Here is a 17,861-nt window from a genome sequence, read left to right as displayed (position 1 = left end):
GAATTTCGATAGCCGCGAGCAACGCCGATCTTTCGCAATCGACCGTTGACCTGAGTCAAAGCCGATCTTGCTCACGAGCGCCAAGCTGAAGCTTCCAGCATCCGCCGGGAGGTTTTACAATGCGCATTCTGAAAACCGTTCTCGCGATCGCCGCAGCTTCAGCAATATCGACGCCGATCTTCGCGCAGCAAACAGTTCCGCCGCCAGGCTCCCCGGCCGCGACCATGACCATTCCCGGCGACCAGCTTCCACCACCACCGCAAAAATTCGGCGGCAAGATCGAGGACCTCGCGATCAAATCCAAGCCATACTGGCCTGCGCGCGTCGTGCCGCCCAAGGGCGCGCCGAACGTCCTGCTCATCATGACAGACGATTCTGGTTACGGCGTGCCGAGCACTTTTGGCGGTGTGATTCCGACCCCGGCACTTGACCGCATCGCCAAGAATGGCCTGCGCTATACCAACTTCAACTCGACCGCGTTGTGCTCGCCGACGCGCGCCGCGCTCATCACCGGTCGCAATCATCATTCGGTCGGCTTTGGCGTGATCTCCGAGCAAGCGACAGGTTTTCCGGGCTATGACAGCTTCATACCAAGAGACAAGGCGACGATCGGTCGTATCCTGAGAGACAATGGTTATCGTACCTCCTGGTTTGGGAAGGACCACAATACGCCGGCGTTCCAGGCCAGCCAGAACGGTCCATTCGACCAATGGCCGACCGGTATGGGTTTTGAATATTTTTACGGCTTCGTCGGCGGCGACGCCAACCAGTGGGCGCCGAATCTTTTCCGCAACACCACTCAGATCTATCCGTTCGAAGGCAAACCGCCTGGAAGCTGGAACATGATCACCGCGATGGCGGATGACGCCATCCAGTACATGAACCGGGTCAATGCGCTCGATCCGGAGCAACCGTTCTTTGTCTATTACGTCCCCGGCGCCACGCACGCACCGCATCATCCGACGCCTGAGTGGATCAAGAAGATTGGCGATATGCACCTGTTCGACCAGGGCTGGAACAAGCTGCGCGAGACGATTTTCGCCAATCAGAAGAAGCTCGGCGTTGTCCCGCAAGACGCGAAATTGACGCCATGGCCGAGCGACCTCCTCAAGAACTGGGACCAGCTCAGCGGCGACGAGAAGAAGATGTTTATCCGTCAGGCCGACGTGTTCGCCGCCTACACCGCCTACAACGATAACGAGATCGGGCGGGTGATCCAGGCCGTCGAAGACATGGGCAAGCTCGACAACACGCTGATCATCTATATCAACGGCGACAACGGTACGAGTTCGGAAGGTACCGTGATCGGCACGCCGAACGAACTCGCGATGTTCAACGGCGTCGACGTGCCGGTCGAGGACCAGCTCAAGTATTTTTACGATGCGTGGGGCTCGGAGCAGACCTATCCGCACATGGCAGTGGGGTGGGCCTGGGCGTTCGACACGCCGTTCGCTTGGACGAAGCAGATCGTCTCGCACCTTGGCGGCATTCGCCAGGGCATGGCGATATCATGGCCCAAGGTCATCAAGGACAAGGGCGGCATCCGCGAGCAGTTTCACCACGTGATCGACATCACGCCGACGATTCTCGAAGCGACAAGGATCAAGGCGCCAAAGATGGTCGACGGCATCGAGCAGAAGCAGATCGAAGGCGTCAGCATGATGTACACCTTCGACGCCAAGAACGCGAAGGTGCCCTCGGCCCACAAGACCCAATACTTCGAGATGTTCTCCGACCGCGCGATCTACAACGACGGCTGGATGGCGAGCACCAAGGTCATGCGGCCGCCGTGGGTTACGCAGGCCAATCTGAACGCAGATCTGACCAAGTATCCCTGGGAGCTCTACAATCTCAAGGACGACTACTCCCAGGCAACGGATCTGGCCGCGAAATATCCTGACAAACTGAAGGAGATGCAGGCCCTGTTCATGACCGAGGCGAAAAAGTACCAGGTGCTACCGCTCGATAACTCGATCATTACGCGGGTCATCACGCCTCGGCCGAGCATCACCGCCGGGCGCAACAGCTTCACTTGGACCCAGCGCCTAATCGGCACGCCGATGGGCGACGCGCCGTCCGTGCTGAACACTTCGTACAATATCAAGGCCGAGGTCGACATTGCCGACGGCGGCGCCGAGGGCATCCTGATCACTCAGGGCGGACGCTTCGGCGGTTACGGCTTCTACGTGCTGCAGAGCAAGCCAGTATTCGTGTGGAACATGCTGGGGCTGAAGAAGATCAAGTGGGAAGGCGCCGACCCGCTATCAGTCGGAAAACACGTCATTGAGTTTGACTTCAGGTACGACGGGCTTGGCATGGCGACGCTGGAATACGGCAGCTACGCCGGCATCGGCCAGGGCGGCACCGGCGTGCTGAAGGTCGATGGCAAGGAGGTCGCCTCCCAGAAGATGGAGCATACCATCCCGTTCATGATGCAGCTCGATGAGAGCCTGGACATCGGCTCGGATACGCTAACGGGCGTCAATGATGCCGACTACAAGCCGCCGTTCGCCTTCACGGGCAAGCTCAACAAGGTCACCTTGACCCTCGACCGGCCGAAGTTGACGCCGGCCGATATCCAGAAGCTGGAGAAGGCGCGACAGGCCGCTGCAGCTGCGCGCGAGTAATGGTCATTCGGGGCGCGGGACTCGATCCTGCGCTCCGACAATTTGCACGAACCCCGATATTTCTGGAACGTCGGCGGCCGCTGCGGTCTTGATTGCCGATACGCGCGATCCCAGCGAAGTGGAGGTCAGTCATGTCTTCTTCCAAACAGGGAACGATTTCCCTTCATCGCCGCGATTTGATCGCAACCGCGCTCTGTGCCGGGCTTGGCATGGCATTGTCGCCAGCAGCGAGCGAAGCAGCTGGCCCGCTGCTGCGCGCGCTGGGCGATTTGAAGGGCGATGCCGAGGAAGAAGTGGCGTATGTTCTTGCGTTGGAATGCTACGTCTATGGCTTTCCGCTCGTCATGATGGACGCAACCCGAGCGGTGATGACGGCCACCTCGAAATCTGCGCAGTACAAGGCGCCCATCAACCAGTTCGGCCGGATGCGGACGTATGTCGACCCCGACTTCAAGGACTGCGTCCGCATCAGCGTCAATTCCCTCTGGGCCTTTTCGTTCATCGACCTGGACAAGGAGCCGTTCGTCTATTCGCAGCCCGATACGCAAGGGCGCTACATCGTCATGCAGGCGCTCAACATGTGGACCGACGATTTCGCATCGGCGGGCAGCCGGACCACGGGGACCGGCGCGGGAGACTTCCTCATCGTTGGCCCCAAGTGGAACGGTACTGCGCCCAGCGGCATCAAGCAGACGTTCCGTTCAACAACCCGTTACGCCTCGGTGCTGGTCCAGATCGCATGCAACAGCCCCACGGAGTTTGCTGCGATCAACAAGCTACAGGATCAATTGCAACTGACGCCGCTCAGCGCCTGGGGCAAGCCCTACACGCCACCTTCGGACGTACCGATCGACACCAATGTCGATACAACGGCGACGCCGTACGATCAGGTGCGACTCATGACCGGCGAGATGTTCTTCAAGCGCCTTGCTGCTGCGTTGAAGGACAACCCTCCCTACCCCGACGACACCAAGACTATCGATAAGCTCAAGCGGATCGGGATCGAGGTCGGCAAGGACTTCGACCCGTCCAAGCTCGACCCGGCCATTCTGCGAGGAATTAACCGGGCGCCGGCCGAGGTCTGGTACAAGCTGGAGACCGGCCCTTACACTGCACCAACCGTGAACGGCTGGCAGGGCGCGCTGAATATCGGTCGCTTCGGTACAGACTACACCACGCGGGCTTTTGTCGCATGGTTTGGATTGGGAGCGCTGACGTCGGATGATGCAGTCTATCCGACCGCCTTTGTCGATGGTGACGGCAACGTGCTGGACGGCGCGGCGAAGTATGTTCTCCATCTGGAGAAGGACGAGATATTCCCATCCGAATGCGGGGTCTGGTCGGTTTCGCCCTACCGCGAGAATTTCTATGTTCGGAACGCGATCAATCGCTACGGGATAACTTCGGCGATGCCGATCAAATACAATCCGGACGGCTCGCTCGATATCTACATCCAGGCGCAATCACCAGGCGCGGACAAGGAAGCGAATTGGCTTCCGTGTCCGCCGAGCCTGCCCTTCAATCTCAGTGTCAGGGTCTATCAGCCCAAGACTTCCCTTAAGGACGGCACGTTCAAGATCCCGCCTGTCCGGCGTGTTCGCAACACCTGAAGAACTTGCGAGGACTGCGGCGAAGAGATGGAGAATGTCATCCAGCTGATGCCGGTAACGCCGTCAATCGACCAACTGGCGCGGATCATCGGCAACGTGGCAGCTCCGGCTTTTCTGCTGGGGGCCGTCGCGTCCTTCATCTCGGTCCTTGTTTCCCGCATCAACCGGGTCGTCGACCGGGCTCAGTTCCTTCACGGCATCACCGATGACAATGCCTCAAAGAATTACCTCAAGGCGGATATTCCCCGGCTGCGGTACCGGGCTTCGCTCTTGAATAGGTCGTTGTTCTGCTCCATCCTCTCTGCGATCCTCACCGCCCTCATCATCATCGTTGCCTTCATCAGCGCCCTGTTCAATGTTGCCCACGAATATGGCGTAGCGCTGCTGTTCATGGCTGCGCTGCTGACGTTCTGCGCTTCGCTCGTCGACCTCGCTCGCGAAGCCCGAATTGCGCTTCACGACAACGATCTGCGTGTGTAATCCCACACGGCAGGGATGCTCGGATCGGTATTGGAACGTGGCAAAGGGCTCTGGAAGGAACCGCAAGCGGCAGAACGACCGGGCAAAGGCCCGGCTTTCGGCGCCGCCAGACGATCCACACCGGCCCCAACCCTCTACACCAAAGGGCCGCGGTTTCGGCTTGGCGATCGGTGCCGGTTTGTTGGTTCTTTTGGCCGCTGGTGCGCTTCACTGGTTCACGAGATCGGGGACCCCGGTCGAGCCGCAGGCGACTGCCGCACCGAGCTTCGTCGGCAGCCAGACCTGTAGCGGCTGCCATGCGACGGAAGCGAAGCTTTGGCAGGCCTCGCAGCACCGGCACGCGATGGATCACGCCACCGAGCAGTCGGTGCGCGGCGATTTCAACGATGCGACGTTTGAATACGCCGGCACGCGTTCGCGTTTCTTCCGGACAGACGGCAAATTCCGGGTCGAGACTGACGGATCTGACGGCAAGCTTGCCATTTTCGACGTGAAATACACCTTCGGCATCGATCCGCTGCAGCAATATCTGATCGAATTTCCGGACGGCCGTTTGCAGGCGCTGTCCATTGCCTGGGATACGCGTCCGAAGGAGCAGGGCGGTCAGCGCTGGTTTCATCTCTACCCCGACGGCGCGGTCACACATGACGATCCTCTCCACTGGACCAGGTTGAATCAGACCTGGAATTTCATGTGCGCCGAGTGCCATTCGACAGGCGTGTCCAGGGGCTACGATGCCGGCAGCGACAAGTTTGCCACCACCTTCGCCGAGATCAGCGTCGGCTGCGAAGCGTGCCACGGCGCAGGCTCACGCCATGCTGCCTGGGCGCGCGCCAAGCCCGCCGCGCGCGGTCCGGATAACGGCTTGCTCGTCCGCTTCGACGAGCGCTCGGGAATTGCCTGGTCGGCGTCCGCCGGTACTTTGACGCCGACGCGCAGCGCGCCCGCAGCACTCCTGCGCAAGGAAGTCGAGACCTGCGGGCTCTGCCATGCGCGCCGAGGCCAGCTTTCGGAAGGCTGGACGCCGGGACGAGCCCTTTCGGAAACCCACCGTGTGTCTCTGCTCGACCGGCGATACTTCCATGCCGATGGCCAGATGCGCGACGACGAAGAGACCTACAATTACGCCGCATTCAGGCAGAGCAGGATGTTCGCCAAAGGCGTGACCTGCAGCGACTGCCACGACCCGCACAGCGCCGCCCTGAAGGCGCCGGGCGATGGCGTCTGTGCGCAGTGCCATGCGCCGGCCAAATATGAATCGGCCGCGCACCGCCATCACGCCGATGTTTCACCGCCGCCCGGCTGCCCGTCCTGCCACATGCCGGAACGCCGCTACATGGTCGTGGACCGCCGCCACGACCATGGCTTCCGCATCCCGCGACCGGACCTCTCCGTCGAGACCGGCGTGCCCAATGCGTGCAACGACTGCCATCGCGAAAAATCCGCGGCATGGGCGGCACAACAGGTCGAAGCCTGGTTCGGACCGGAGCGGCATGGCCACCAGAGCTGGACACGCGCATTTCACGCCGCCTGGAGCGAGGCTGCCGATGGGCAAGCGCTGCTCGCCACGATCGCCGGATCGGGCGACGTGCCCGGAATCATCAGGGCGAGCGCGCTGGCCGAGCTTCCGGTGCCGGACCTGGATCTGATCCGGCGCGGGCTGTCCGATCCCGATCCGCTCGTAAGACTCGGCGCGCTCGACCGGCTCGAGGGAGCACAGGCCGATCAGCTCTGGCTACTCGCTTCGCCGCAATTGAGCGACCCGGTGCGCGGCGTGCGCATCCGCGCCGCCGAGCTTCTCGCTGCCGTGCCTGCAACGCGCCAGCCTGCGGCCGATCGCGACCGGTTTACGCGGGCTGCCGCCGAGTTCGTCGCAGCGCAGAAGCTGAACGCCGACCGACCCGACGCCCGCACTGCGCTCGGCAGCTTCTTCGCGCGCCAGGCCGATTCTGGCGGGGCGGAGGCCGAATATCGGGCCGCGCTCAGGCTCGATCCCGCATTTGCGGCTGCCGCGATCAACCTGTCGGACCTGTATCGCCAACTCGGACGCGACGGTGACGGTGAGCGGGTTCTGCGCGAGGCACTCGTCAGGTCGGCGAAGAACGCCGCGCTCCACCACGCGCTCGGCCTGACGCTGGTGCGCCAGAAGCGCAACGAAGCTGCGCTCGATGAGCTCCAGAAGGCCGCGTCGCTGGCCCCGGATCAGGCGCGCTATGCCTACGTCTATGCCATCGGGCTGAACGGGACGGGGCGGCGCGACGACGCGCTTGCCGTGTTGAAAGAGGGACTACGCGGACATCCCAACGATCCGGAACTGCTGTCGGCCGCGCTCAACTTCAGTCGCGAGAAGGGCGATGCTACGGCCGCGCTCGACTATGCCGAGCGACTGGCGCGCCTCATGCCGAACGACCCGGGCCTGGCGAATCTGATCAAGGAGCTAAAGCGTTAGGTGAACCGGGGAGCCGGGTGTCTGCCGGTGGCGACAGCGGATATCGAAAGACGAACTCTGCGATGATGTACTTTTACCACTGATTTGCCCGACGGGTCAAGTAGAATTTCGTAAAATCAGCAATTTCTTTTCCGGCGCCCTTTTCTACTGTGCATGGGGTTGTTTTTCACGTTCTTTTTTTGGAGCCCCCGATCGCGTCACCCCAAACAAAAAAGGCCGCCGAAACCGGCGGCCCTTTGGTCGTTTTGATGCAGTCGCTTACTCGGCGGCCTGCTTGCGCGGCGGATCGAGGGCGCCGGAGTCGTGGATTTCGGCGACCTGGTGATCGCTGAAGCCGAGCACCGAGCGCAAAATCTCGTCGGTGTGCTCGCCCAGTAGTGGCGAGCGGGTGACTTCGCTGGCGGAGTCCGACAGCTTGATCGGGTTACCGACCGAGATGTACTTGCCGCGGGTCGGGTGATCGACCTCGACCACGGTGCCGGTGGCGCGCAGCGACTGGTCTTCGGCGATCTCCTTCATCGACAGGATCGGACCGCAGGGGATGTCGTCCTTGTTGAGGATTTCCATCGCCTCGAACTTGGTCTTGGTCATCGTCCACTGTTCGATGCGGCCAAAGATCTCGTTCAGGCGCGGCAGACGGGCCGCGGGCTTGGCGTAGTTCGGATCGGTCTTCCAGGTCGGCTCGCCGATCACGTCGCAGATCTTCTCCCAGACCGGGGCCTGGGTGATGAAGTAGATGTAGGCGTTGGGATCGGTCTCCCAGCCCTTGCACTTCAAGATGCGGCCGGGCTGGCCACCACCGGAATCGTTGCCCGCGCGCGGCACGGCATCGCCGAACGGAATGCCCTCGCCGAACTGGCTGTATTCCTTGAGCGGACCATGGGCGAGGCGCTGCTGGTCGCGCAGCTTGACGCGGGCGAGGTTGAGCACGCCGTCCTGCATCGCAGCCGTGACGCGCTGGCCCTTGCCGGAATGGGTGCGCTGATAGAGCGCGGTAACGATACCGAGCGCCAGATGCAGGCCGGTGCCGGAATCGCCGATCTGCGCGCCGGTGACGAGCGGCAGGCCGTCGCGGAAGCCGGTGGTGGAGGCAGCGCCGCCGGTGCACTGCGCGACGTTCTCATAGACCTTGCAGTCTTCGTACGGTCCGGGGCCAAAGCCCTTGATCGAGGCGACGATCATCTTCGGGTTGATGGCGTGGATCTTCTCCCAGGGGAAACCCATGCGGTCGAGCACGCCGGGGCCGAAGTTTTCGACCAGCACGTCGCACTTCTTGATCAGCTCGGTGAGGACTTCCTTGCCCTTGGGGTTCTTGGTGTCCAGCGTGATCGAGCGCTTGTTGTGGTTGAGCATGGTGAAATACAGGCTGTCCACGTTCGGGATGTCCTGCAACTGGCCGCGGGTGATGTCGCCGACACCCGGACGCTCCACCTTGATCACGTCGGCGCCGAACCATGCCAGCAACTGCGTGCAGGTCGGGCCCGACTGGACGTGGGTGAAGTCGAGAATGCGAACGCCCGTGAGCGCCTTTGTCATCGTATCTGCTCCGTACTCTATCTGATCTGTCTGCCCTGCTCACCGCAGGGAATAATGGGTTGAAGGGGAGTGCTTACTTCTTCTTCTGCAAAACGCTCTGCGGATTGAGATTGCCGATACGGCCGCTCTCCGAGCCCGCCGCCGGGTCGATCACCGCGTTGATGAGCGTCGGTCGGCGCGAATCCATGGCTTCGTTGACGGCGCGCTTCAGCTCGTCGGGCGAGGTCGCATTCACGCCGACGCCGCCAAAAGCTTCCATCATCTTGTCGTAGCGCGCGCCCTTGACGAACACGGTGGTCGCGGGGTCGGCGTTGAGGTTGTTGACGTCGGTGCCGCGATAGATGCCGTCATTGTTGAAGATCACGACGCAGATCGGAAGGTTGTAGCGGCAGATGGTTTCGACCTCCATGCCGGAGAAGCCGAATGCGCTGTCGCCTTCGACCGCGAGCACGGGGTGGCCGGTCTCGAGGGCCGCGGCAATCGCCTGGCCCATACCGATGCCCATCACGCCCCAGGTGCCGACGTCGAGACGCTTGCGCGGCTTGTACATGTCGATGACGCCGCGGGCGAGGTCGAGCGTGTTGGCGCCCTCGTTGACGAGGATCGCGTCGGGACGGTCCTTGATGATGGTCTTGAGCACGCCGAGCGCGCCGTGATAGTCCATCGGCGACTTGTTGTTCATCAGCTTCGGCGCCATCTTGGCGACGTTCTCTTCGCGCTTCGACGAGACAGCCTTGGTCCAGTCGGACGGCGGCGCAGTCCAGGTGGAACCCATCGCCTGGTTGAATGCGGAGACGACGGAGCCGATGTCGCCGACCACGGGGGCGACGATCTCGATGTTGGAATCCATTTCCTTCGGCTCGATGTCGACCTGGATGAACTTCTTCGGCGCTTCACCCCAGGTCTTGCCCTTGCCATGCGAGAGCAGCCAGTTGAGCCGCGCGCCGATCAGCATGACGACGTCGGATTCCTTCAGCACCGTGGAGCGGGCCGCACCGGCGCATTGCGGATGCGTGTCGGCGAGCAGGCCCTTGGCCATGCTCATGGGCAGGAAGGGTACGCCGCTCTTTTCCACAAACGTCTTGATCTCTTCATCGGCCTGCGCGTAGGCCGCGCCCTTGCCGAGGATGATGAGGGGACGCTTCGCGCTCTTGAGCACGTCGAGCGCGCGCTTCACCGAAGCGGGCGAGGGGATCTGCGCGGGCGCGGCATCGATCACCTTGACGAGCGACTTCTGGCCGGCGTCGGCATTCATCACCTGGCCGAACAGCTTTGCCGGCAGGTCGAGATAGACACCGCCGGGACGGCCCGACACCGCGGCGCGGATCGCGCGCGCAAAGCCGATGCCGATGTCCTGGGCGTGCAGCACGCGATAGGCAGCCTTGCACAGCGGTTTTGCGATCGCGAGCTGATCCATCTCTTCATAGTCGCCCTGCTGCAGGTCGACGATCTCGCGCTCCGAGGAGCCCGAGATCAGGATCATCGGATAGCAGTTGGTGGTGGCGTGCGCGAGCGCGGTGAGGCCGTTGAGGAAGCCGGGCGCCGACACGGTGAGGCAGACCCCGGGCTTCTTGGTGAGGTAGCCGGCGATGCCCGCAGCATAACCGGCGTTCTGCTCGTGGCGGAAGGAGATCACGCGAATGCCGGCGGCCTGCGCCATACGACCCAAATCCGTGATCGGGATGCCCGGCACATTATAGATGGTGTTGATGCCGTTCAGTTTGAGCGCGTCGATGACGAGATGAAAACCATCCGTCAGTTCCTGCTCGGAGCCCGGTGCTTCGGACTTGGTCGCGGTATTCAGCATGGGCCTTGTCTCCCTGATCTCAAGGTCGTTGGGACGAGTGCTCGTCCTTCTGGTGAAGTTGCTAACCGAAAAGTTCCTGGCCGTGCGCCTCGACATAGGCGGCAAGGCCCAGCGTGTGATCGCGCGCGCGCTTTTCGGCGAGCTCGGTGTCGCGGGCTTCCAGCGCTTCGATCATGCCGAGATGCTCGGGCAGCGAGGTCGCGGTGCGATCCTTGCGTCCGATCGTCAGTTGCCGGTAGCCCCGCACGTGCAGCAGGAGGTCGTTGGTGAGATCGACCAGAACAGGCGATTCCGACAGCGAGATCAGCGCCTGGTGGAAGGCGATGTTGGCCTTGGAGTATTCCTCGACGTGATCTTCGGGCAGGCGATCCTTGCCAAAATCCTTGAAGTAGTCGCGCAGCGCCGTGATGTCCTTCTTGCGCGCCGTCGTGGTGATGAGGCGCGCCGCCATGCTCTCCAGCGCCGCCCAGGCGCGGATCATGTCGACGATCTCGCTCTTGGTCCGGCGCACCACCATGATGCCACGGCGCGGCACGGTCTTCACAAAACCGTCCTGCTCGAGCATGGCGATCGCTTCGCGGATCGGGGTGCGGCTGACACCAAGGCGTTCGGAGAGGGCGCGCTCGTCGAGCATCACCGGCTCGGGCGTCGAATAGATGTCCATCTTGAGGATCGCTTCCTTCAAGGCGTCATACGCCTTGTTCTTGAAGCTGCTCTCCGGGGCAATGCGGACGATTGCGATGTCTGCCTCGGCCATGGGGGACGGTGCCTTGGTCTGTTTCCGTAGGGACACGACGATTCTCCTCTGTGAAGGAGTCGTCTTTTACAGGAATATTTACCGAAATGTTTTTGGCATACCACATGCCAGAATGTCAAGCTGCCTATTTTTTGCGGCGTTACCCTCATTGCGGCGGCTTGACAAGTTGGCTTCTGGCATACCAAATGCCATCGCCAGCCATTTTTGATCCAGGCCGGTGGAAGAGAGTTGGCAAACTGCCACTCCGTTCCGCCCGAGGGAACAGGGCGCGGCGAATGGCAGGCGTCACGGGCAGCCCAACGCGCGCCCTGCAAAGCAAGAATTTGAGGTCAAGGAGGAAGCCATATGTCCAATTCCAAAGATGTCGTCCGCAAGGTTCTTGACCAGGTCAAGGCGGACAATCGCACGAGCCTGACGGCGCCCGAAGGCAAGGTCGTCTGCGATGCCTATGGCATTCCGGTGCCGAAGGAGGGCGTTGCGAAGTCGGCCGGCGAGGCCGGCAAGATGGCCTCCTCGATGGGTTTCCCGGTCGTGATGAAGATCGTCTCGCCGGACATTCTCCACAAGACCGAAGCCGGCGGCGTCATCGTCGGCGTCAGAACAGCGCAGGACGCCGAGAAGGCCTACGAGACCATTCTCAGCAACGCCAAGAAGTACAAGGCCGACGCCAAGATCGAGGGCATCCAGGTGCAGCAGATGCTGGCCGGCGGCACCGAGGTCATCGTCGGCTCCATCACCGACGGCTCGTTCGGCAAGCTCGTTGCCTTCGGCCTCGGCGGCGTGCTGGTCGAAGTTCTCAAGGACATCACCTTCCGTCTCGCACCCGCGACCAAGGAAGACGCGCTCTCGATGCTCGACGGCATTCAGGCGCACGAGATTCTCAAAGGTGTTCGCGGCGGCGAGCCGGTGAACCGAACGGCGCTTTCCGATGTCATCGTCAAGGTGTCGCAGCTCGTCACGGATTTCCCCGAGATCATCGAGCTCGACCTCAACCCGGTCTTTGCGACCCCGAAGGACGCGATCGCCGCCGACGTGCGTATCGTCGTCGACTTCGCCTACCAGCCTAAGCCGAAGCCGCGTCCGACTGAAGAGATCGTCGCGGCCATGAAGCGCATCATGCAGCCGAAGGCGGTTGCCGTGGTCGGTGCCTCCGCCGAGGACGGCAAGATCGGCAACTCCGTGATGAAGAACCTCATCAACGGCGGCTACAAGGGCGAGATCTATCCGATCCATCCGAAAGCCGCCGAGATCCTCGGTTACAAGGCCTACAAGAGCGTCAAGGACGTGCCGGGCGTGATCGACACGGCTGTGTTCGCGATCCCCGCTAAGTTCGTGGCCGCGGCGCTCACCGAGTGCGGTGAGAAGAAGATCCCGGGTGCGGTGCTGATCCCGTCGGGTTTCGCGGAAGCCGGCGCGCCTGAGCTCCAGGCAGAGATCGTCGAGGTCGGCAAGAAGTACGATATCCGCCTGATGGGGCCGAACATCTACGGCTTCTATTATACGTGGGCGAATCTCTGCGCGACCTTCTGCACCGCCTACGACGTCAAGGGCCACGCGGCGCTGTCGTCGCAGTCGGGCGGCATCGGCATGGCCATCATCGGCTTCTCGCGTTCGGCCAAGATGGGCGTCTCGGCGATCGTGGGCCTCGGCAACAAATCCGACATCGACGAGGACGATTTGCTCGCTTTCTTCGAGCAGGATCCCAACACGAATCTCATCGCGCAGCACTGTGAAGACCTCAAGGACGGCCGCGCCTTTGCGGAAGCTGCCAAGCGCGTCTCAAAGAAGAAGCCGGTCGTCGTGCTCAAGGCCGGCCGCACTTCGGCCGGCGCAAAGGCGGCGTCGTCGCACACCGGCGCGCTCGCCGGCAACGACCGGATCTATGAGGATGTGTTCAAGCAGTCCGGCGTGATCCGTGCGCGCTCCTTGCGGCAACTGCTCGAATTCGCCCGTGGCGTGCCGGTGCTGCCGACGCCGAAGGGCGAGAACGTGCTGATCATCACCGGTGCCGGCGGTTCGGGCGTGCTGCTGTCGGATAGCTGCGTCGACAACGGCCTGTCGCTAATGTCGATGCCGCCGGATCTCGATGCGGCCTTCAGAAAATTCATTCCGCCGTTCGGTGCGGCCGGAAATCCTGTGGATATCACCGGCGGTGAGCCGCCGATAACCTACGTCAACACGGTGAAGCTCGGCCTCTCGGACGATCGCATTCACTCGCTGATCCTTGGTTACTGGCACACGATCGTCACCCCGCCGATGGTGTTCGCCCGCAATATGGTCGAGGTGAAGAAGGAGATGGGGGCCAAGGGCTTTGTGAAGCCGATGGTCGCCTCGCTCGCCGGCGACGTCGAGGTCGAGGAAGCCGCCGAATATCTCTACCAGAACGGCATCCCGGCCTACGCTTACTCGACGGAGCTTCCGGTCGAAGTGCTCGGCGCCAAGTACAAGTGGGCGCGCGGGGCGGGGCTGCTCTGAGCTCTATCTCTCCTGTCATCCCGGGGCGATGCGAAGCATCGAACCCGGAATCTCGAGATTCCTGGTTCGCGCTTACGCGCGCCCCAGAATAACGATAGCTAGGACGGTCAGGTCGCGATGAAGAGAGACGTGATCCGGCGCAAACCTCTCGAACCCAAATCGCAAGGGGATGCCGATCACGATTCGCGCGACGGCGGTGTGCAGTCGGTCGATCGCGCGCTCCTGATCATCGAAACTCTCGCCGAAGACGACGAGGGCTATCGCCTCAGCGATCTCGCCGTCCGCACCGGCCTGTCGGCCTCGACCGTGCATCGCCTGCTGGCGACGCTGGAAAGCCGCCGCTTCGTGCAGTTCGACCGCGCCGAATCCAAATGGCATGTCGGCGTACGCAGCTTTACGGTCGGCGCGAGTTTTGCGCGGCGGCGCAATTTTTCCGCGCAGGCAATTCCCTATCTGCGCAAGCTGCGTGATCTTACCCGCGAAACAGCCAACCTTGCCGTGGTGGACGACGAATACGTCATCGTGCTGACCCGCATGGAAAGCCGCGAGATCATGCGCTCGCTCACCCAGGTCGGTGGCCGTGTCGCCATGGTGACGTCGGGTGTCGGCAAGGCGGTGCTCGCGACCTATTCCGACGAGGACGTCGCCGCCGTCATCCGCCATCACGGCATGCTCCGTTTGACGGAGAAATCGATCGTGCGGCCGAGCGACCTGTTCAAGGAGCTCGAAAAAATCCGCAAGCAGGGCTACGCGCTTGATGACGAAGAGGCCTGCATGGGCCTGCGCTGCATTGCCGCCGTGGTATACAATGACTGTGCCGAGCCGCTTGCGGCTATTTCCGTCTCCGGCATGACCAGCCGCCTGACCGACGACAGGCTGCCGGAAGTCGGCCAGATCGTTCGCGATGTCGCCGCTGAACTGACGGTTGCGCTCGGTGGGGTCATGCCGGCCACCGGCACGTAGGGAACCCCCGGGATGTCGCTGGACAGCATCGGCCATTTTGGCTGATATGCGGCCAAACGACACAATGCGGCAATTGATCGACACGTCCGCACAAGCCTGGAGAACGCCCCGATGTTTCGATTTCCCGCGCGCCTTGTCGGCGCTGCCGTCGCGCTGACCCTCGCGGCGGCCACGCCGTCCTTGGGCCAGCAGCTCGAGCTCAAGCTGATGGCGCCGGCGGCACCGGGTGGTGGCTGGGACCAGACCGCGCGCTCGATGCAGCAGGCGTTGGTGGCTTCCGGCGTCGCCCGCAGTGTGCAGGTCACCAACGTTCCCGGCGCAGGCGGCAGCGTCGGCATCGCGCAGTTCGTTAATGGCGCCAAGGGCGATGGCAACCAGATGATGGTCAACGGCTTCGTCATGGTGGGCGCGCTCGCCATGAACAAGTCGCCGGTGACACTCGAACAGGTGACGCCGATCGCGCGCCTCACCGAGGAAATCCAGGTGATCGTGGTGCCGGCGAATTCGCCGATCAAGTCTGCGCAGGATCTCGCGGCCGCCGTGAAGGCCGATATCGCCAAGGTGACCTTCGCCGGCGGTTCGGCCGGCGGCGTCGATCATGTGATGGCGGCATTGTTCGCCGGCGCCGTCGGCGCCGACGCGAAGAAGATCAACTACATCCCGTTCTCCGGCGGCGGCGAATCCCTGGCGGCGATTCTCGGCAGCAAGGTTACGGCGGGCATTTCGGGGCTGAGCGAATATGATGGGCAGATCAAGTCCGGTAAGCTGCGTGCGATCGGCGTGACCTCGGAGAAGCGCATCGCAGGGATCGATATCCCGACCTTCAAGGAGCAGGGTATCGATCTCGTGATCGCGAACTGGCGGTCGGTGGTCGCGCCTCCCGGCATCACGCCGGAGCAGCGCAAGACACTGAGCGATGCCGTCGAGAAGATGGTGAAGTCGGACGCCTGGAAGGAGATCCTCAAGCAGAAAGGCTGGGAGGATGCCTATCTCGGCGGCGACGCTTTCGCCGACTTCCTGAAGAAGGAAACGGTGCGCGTCACCGACGTGCTGAAATCCGTCGGCCTGGTCAAGTCATGACCTCAGGCGATCCCGTCCAGCCGCAGCGACGCGTCGATCGCGCCGGCATCGTCATCGCGGCATTGCTTGCGGTGCTTGCCGCGGTGCTGGTCTGGGACGCGCGGGGCCTGCAATCCACCGCGATGTACGGAATGGGACCGGAGGCGATGCCGGTCGTGATCGCCTGCGGCCTCGCATTGCTCGCGATCGGCAATTTCATCGACGCGCTGCGCGGAAACCTGCCGGCGCGTGAGAGCGCCGATCCCGTGCCCGTGGTCTTGATCCTCGTTGGCCTTGCGCTGCTGATCGCGATCATCGGCTTTGGCGGCGGGTTCATCCTGGCGACGTCGGCGCTGTTCGTCACGACGTCGGCTGCCTTCGGGCGCCGTGCCATCCTCGTCGACAGCATCATCGCCATCGTGATGTCGACCCTCATCTATCTCGCGTTCGATCGGCTGTTGACGCTGAGCCTGCCTGCCGGCCCCCTGGAGCGACTGCTGTGATGGACACGTTTGCCGCCCTGGCGCATGGCATGGCTGTCGCCGTTCAGCCGATGAATCTGTTGTATGCGCTGATCGGCGTGTTCCTCGGCACGGCCGTCGGCGTGTTGCCCGGCATCGGACCGGCTTTGACGGTCGCGCTGTTGCTGCCGGTCACCTACAAGCTCGATCCCGGCGGTTCGCTGATCATGTTTGCCGGCATCTATTATGGCGGCATGTATGGCGGCTCCACCACGGCGATCCTGATCAATACGCCCGGCGAGAGCGCATCGATGGCGACCGCGCTCGAAGGCAACAAGATGGCCAAAGCCGGTCGTGGCGGGCCGGCGCTCGCGACGTCGGCGATCGGCTCCTTCGTCGCCGGTACCATCGCCACCATCGGGCTCGCGTTCCTCGCGCCATGGCTGGTCGATTTCGCCGTGCGCTTCGGCCCCGAGGATTATTTCGCGCTGATGTGCGTCGCCTTCGTCACGGTGTCGGCGACCTTTGGAGATTCGCCGATCCGCGGTCTGACCAGCTTGTTCATCGGGCTGACGCTTGGCCTGATCGGCATCGACAAGCTGACGGGTCAGGCGCGCCTTGCGTTCGGCGTTCCTGAGCTGCTCGACGGCGTCGAGGTGACGACTCTTGCCGTCGGTCTGTTCGCGGTGGGCGAGGCGCTCTTCGTCGCATCGCGTCGTCACCACACCGAGGAAAAGCTCGAGCCGGTGCGCGGCTCGCTGTGGATGACAAAGGAAGACTGGAAGCGGTCGTGGAAGCCGTGGCTGCGCGGCACCATGTTCGGCTTCCCGATCGGCGCACTGCCTGCGGGTGGCGCGGAGATCCCGACCTTCCTGTCCTATTCGACCGAAAAGCGGTTGACCAAGCATCCGGAAGAGTTCGGTAAAGGCGCGATCGAAGGCGTGGCGGGACCGGAAGCCGCCAACAACGCTTCCGCCGCTGGCACGCTCGTGCCGCTCTTGACGCTTGGTCTGCCGACGTCGGCGACGGCCGCGATGATGCTGGCGGGTTTCCAGCAATATGGTCTCAACCCCGGTCCGCTGCTGTTTGCCGAGCGGCCCGACCTGGTGTGGGGCCTGATCGCCAGTCTCTTCATCGCCAATTGCATGCTGCTCGTGCTCAATCTGCCGCTGGTCGGTCTGTGGGTCCGGCTGCTCGCAATCCCGCAGCCCTGGCTCTACGCCGGCATCCTCGTCTTCGCGACCATGGGCACGATTGCCGCAAAGCCGTCGGTGGTCGAATTGTCGATGCTGGCCGGTTTTGGCGTGCTCGGCTTTCTGATGCGCCGGTTCGATTTTCCGATCGCGCCCGTCGTGGTTGGCCTGATCCTCGGTCCGATCGCCGAGAGCCAGTTGCGCCGCGCGCTCGCGATCAGCCTCGGCGATCCCATCGCACTGGTGCAGAGCCCAATCTCGGCGACGCTGCTTGGTGTCGCGTTGATCGCGCTGCTGGCACCCTTCGTGTTGAAGGGCCTAGGGCGATTCAAGGCGAACGAGGATTAGCGGAACGGAGCTCGCCAGCTTCGATTTGATTCCGCTATCGGGCATTCCAAAAGTTTGCATCTTCGCGTGATCCGGTTTCACGCGTCCCTCGATCTA

At 62.6% G+C, this 17,861-nt stretch carries 12 protein-coding genes; 9 read left to right on the top strand and 3 right to left on the bottom strand.

Annotation, left to right across the window (positions count from 1 at the left end):
* The first annotated feature begins 119 nt into the window (after positions 1-119).
* The 4 genes from C2U70_RS10535 (at position 120) to C2U70_RS10520 (ending at position 7,166) form a co-directional block, all read left to right on the top strand.
* Entirely contained in the window at positions 120-2,627 is a 2,508-nt protein-coding gene (locus C2U70_RS10535) for an arylsulfatase (RefSeq protein ID WP_140977939.1), read from the top strand.
* Positions 2,628-2,758: 131 nt separating this feature from the next.
* Entirely contained in the window at positions 2,759-4,237 is a 1,479-nt protein-coding gene (locus C2U70_RS32940; protein WP_186294170.1) for a DUF1254 domain-containing protein, read from the top strand.
* A gap of 27 nt (positions 4,238-4,264) precedes the next feature.
* The gene (locus tag C2U70_RS32935) at positions 4,265-4,717 is read left to right on the top strand and encodes a DUF2721 domain-containing protein (protein ID WP_246666722.1); all 453 of its coding nucleotides are present in this window, start codon (positions 4,265-4,267) and stop codon (positions 4,715-4,717) included.
* A gap of 343 nt (positions 4,718-5,060) precedes the next feature.
* Positions 5,061-7,166, top strand: coding sequence for a cytochrome c3 family protein (locus C2U70_RS10520; RefSeq protein ID WP_246666728.1), 2,106 nt, complete (start codon positions 5,061-5,063; stop codon positions 7,164-7,166).
* Between the two features lie 258 nt (positions 7,167-7,424).
* On the opposite strand, the gene frc is transcribed toward C2U70_RS10520, so the two are convergent.
* From frc to C2U70_RS10505, 3 genes are all read right to left on the bottom strand, one after another.
* Positions 7,425-8,702: a formyl-CoA transferase gene (frc, locus tag C2U70_RS10515; RefSeq protein WP_140977937.1), complete on the bottom strand. Its 1,278-nt coding sequence runs from the start codon at positions 8,700-8,702 to the stop codon at positions 7,425-7,427.
* A gap of 73 nt (positions 8,703-8,775) precedes the next feature.
* Positions 8,776-10,509, bottom strand: coding sequence for an oxalyl-CoA decarboxylase (gene oxc / locus C2U70_RS10510; RefSeq protein ID WP_140977936.1), 1,734 nt, complete (start codon positions 10,507-10,509; stop codon positions 8,776-8,778).
* Positions 10,510-10,570: 61 nt separating this feature from the next.
* A complete protein-coding gene (locus C2U70_RS10505) occupies positions 10,571-11,266 on the bottom strand; it encodes a GntR family transcriptional regulator (RefSeq protein ID WP_186294173.1) in 696 nt (231 codons plus the stop codon).
* A 345-nt stretch (positions 11,267-11,611) separates the two neighbouring features.
* Here C2U70_RS10505 and C2U70_RS10500 point away from each other — a divergent pair, with 345 nt between their 5' ends.
* From C2U70_RS10500 to C2U70_RS10480, 5 genes are all read left to right on the top strand, one after another.
* Positions 11,612-13,741 carry an acetate--CoA ligase family protein gene (locus C2U70_RS10500; protein WP_140977934.1) on the top strand — a complete coding sequence of 710 codons (2,130 nt, stop codon included), beginning with the start codon at positions 11,612-11,614 and terminating at the stop codon, positions 13,739-13,741.
* A gap of 117 nt (positions 13,742-13,858) precedes the next feature.
* Positions 13,859-14,704 (top strand): IclR family transcriptional regulator, encoded by an 846-nt coding sequence (locus C2U70_RS10495; protein ID WP_140977933.1) that lies wholly within the window; start codon positions 13,859-13,861, stop codon positions 14,702-14,704.
* Between the two features lie 111 nt (positions 14,705-14,815).
* Positions 14,816-15,784, top strand: a complete 969-nt coding sequence (locus tag C2U70_RS10490) for a Bug family tripartite tricarboxylate transporter substrate binding protein (protein WP_140977932.1) — start codon at positions 14,816-14,818, stop codon at positions 15,782-15,784.
* Complete coding sequence (locus C2U70_RS10485; protein WP_140977931.1) at positions 15,781-16,266, top strand: tripartite tricarboxylate transporter TctB family protein; 486 nt, start codon at positions 15,781-15,783, stop codon at positions 16,264-16,266. Before C2U70_RS10490 ends, C2U70_RS10485 begins: the two co-directional genes overlap by 4 nt.
* Positions 16,266-17,765, top strand: coding sequence for a tripartite tricarboxylate transporter permease (locus C2U70_RS10480; RefSeq protein ID WP_140977930.1), 1,500 nt, complete (start codon positions 16,266-16,268; stop codon positions 17,763-17,765). Before C2U70_RS10485 ends, C2U70_RS10480 begins: the two co-directional genes overlap by 1 nt.
* The last annotated feature ends 96 nt before the right edge of the window (positions 17,766-17,861 follow it).

This window comes from Bradyrhizobium guangdongense (genome assembly GCF_006483445.1).
Taxonomy (GTDB): Bacteria; Pseudomonadota; Alphaproteobacteria; order Rhizobiales; family Xanthobacteraceae; genus Bradyrhizobium; species Bradyrhizobium guangdongense_A.
This window is presented reverse-complemented; position numbering and strand designations above follow the sequence as displayed.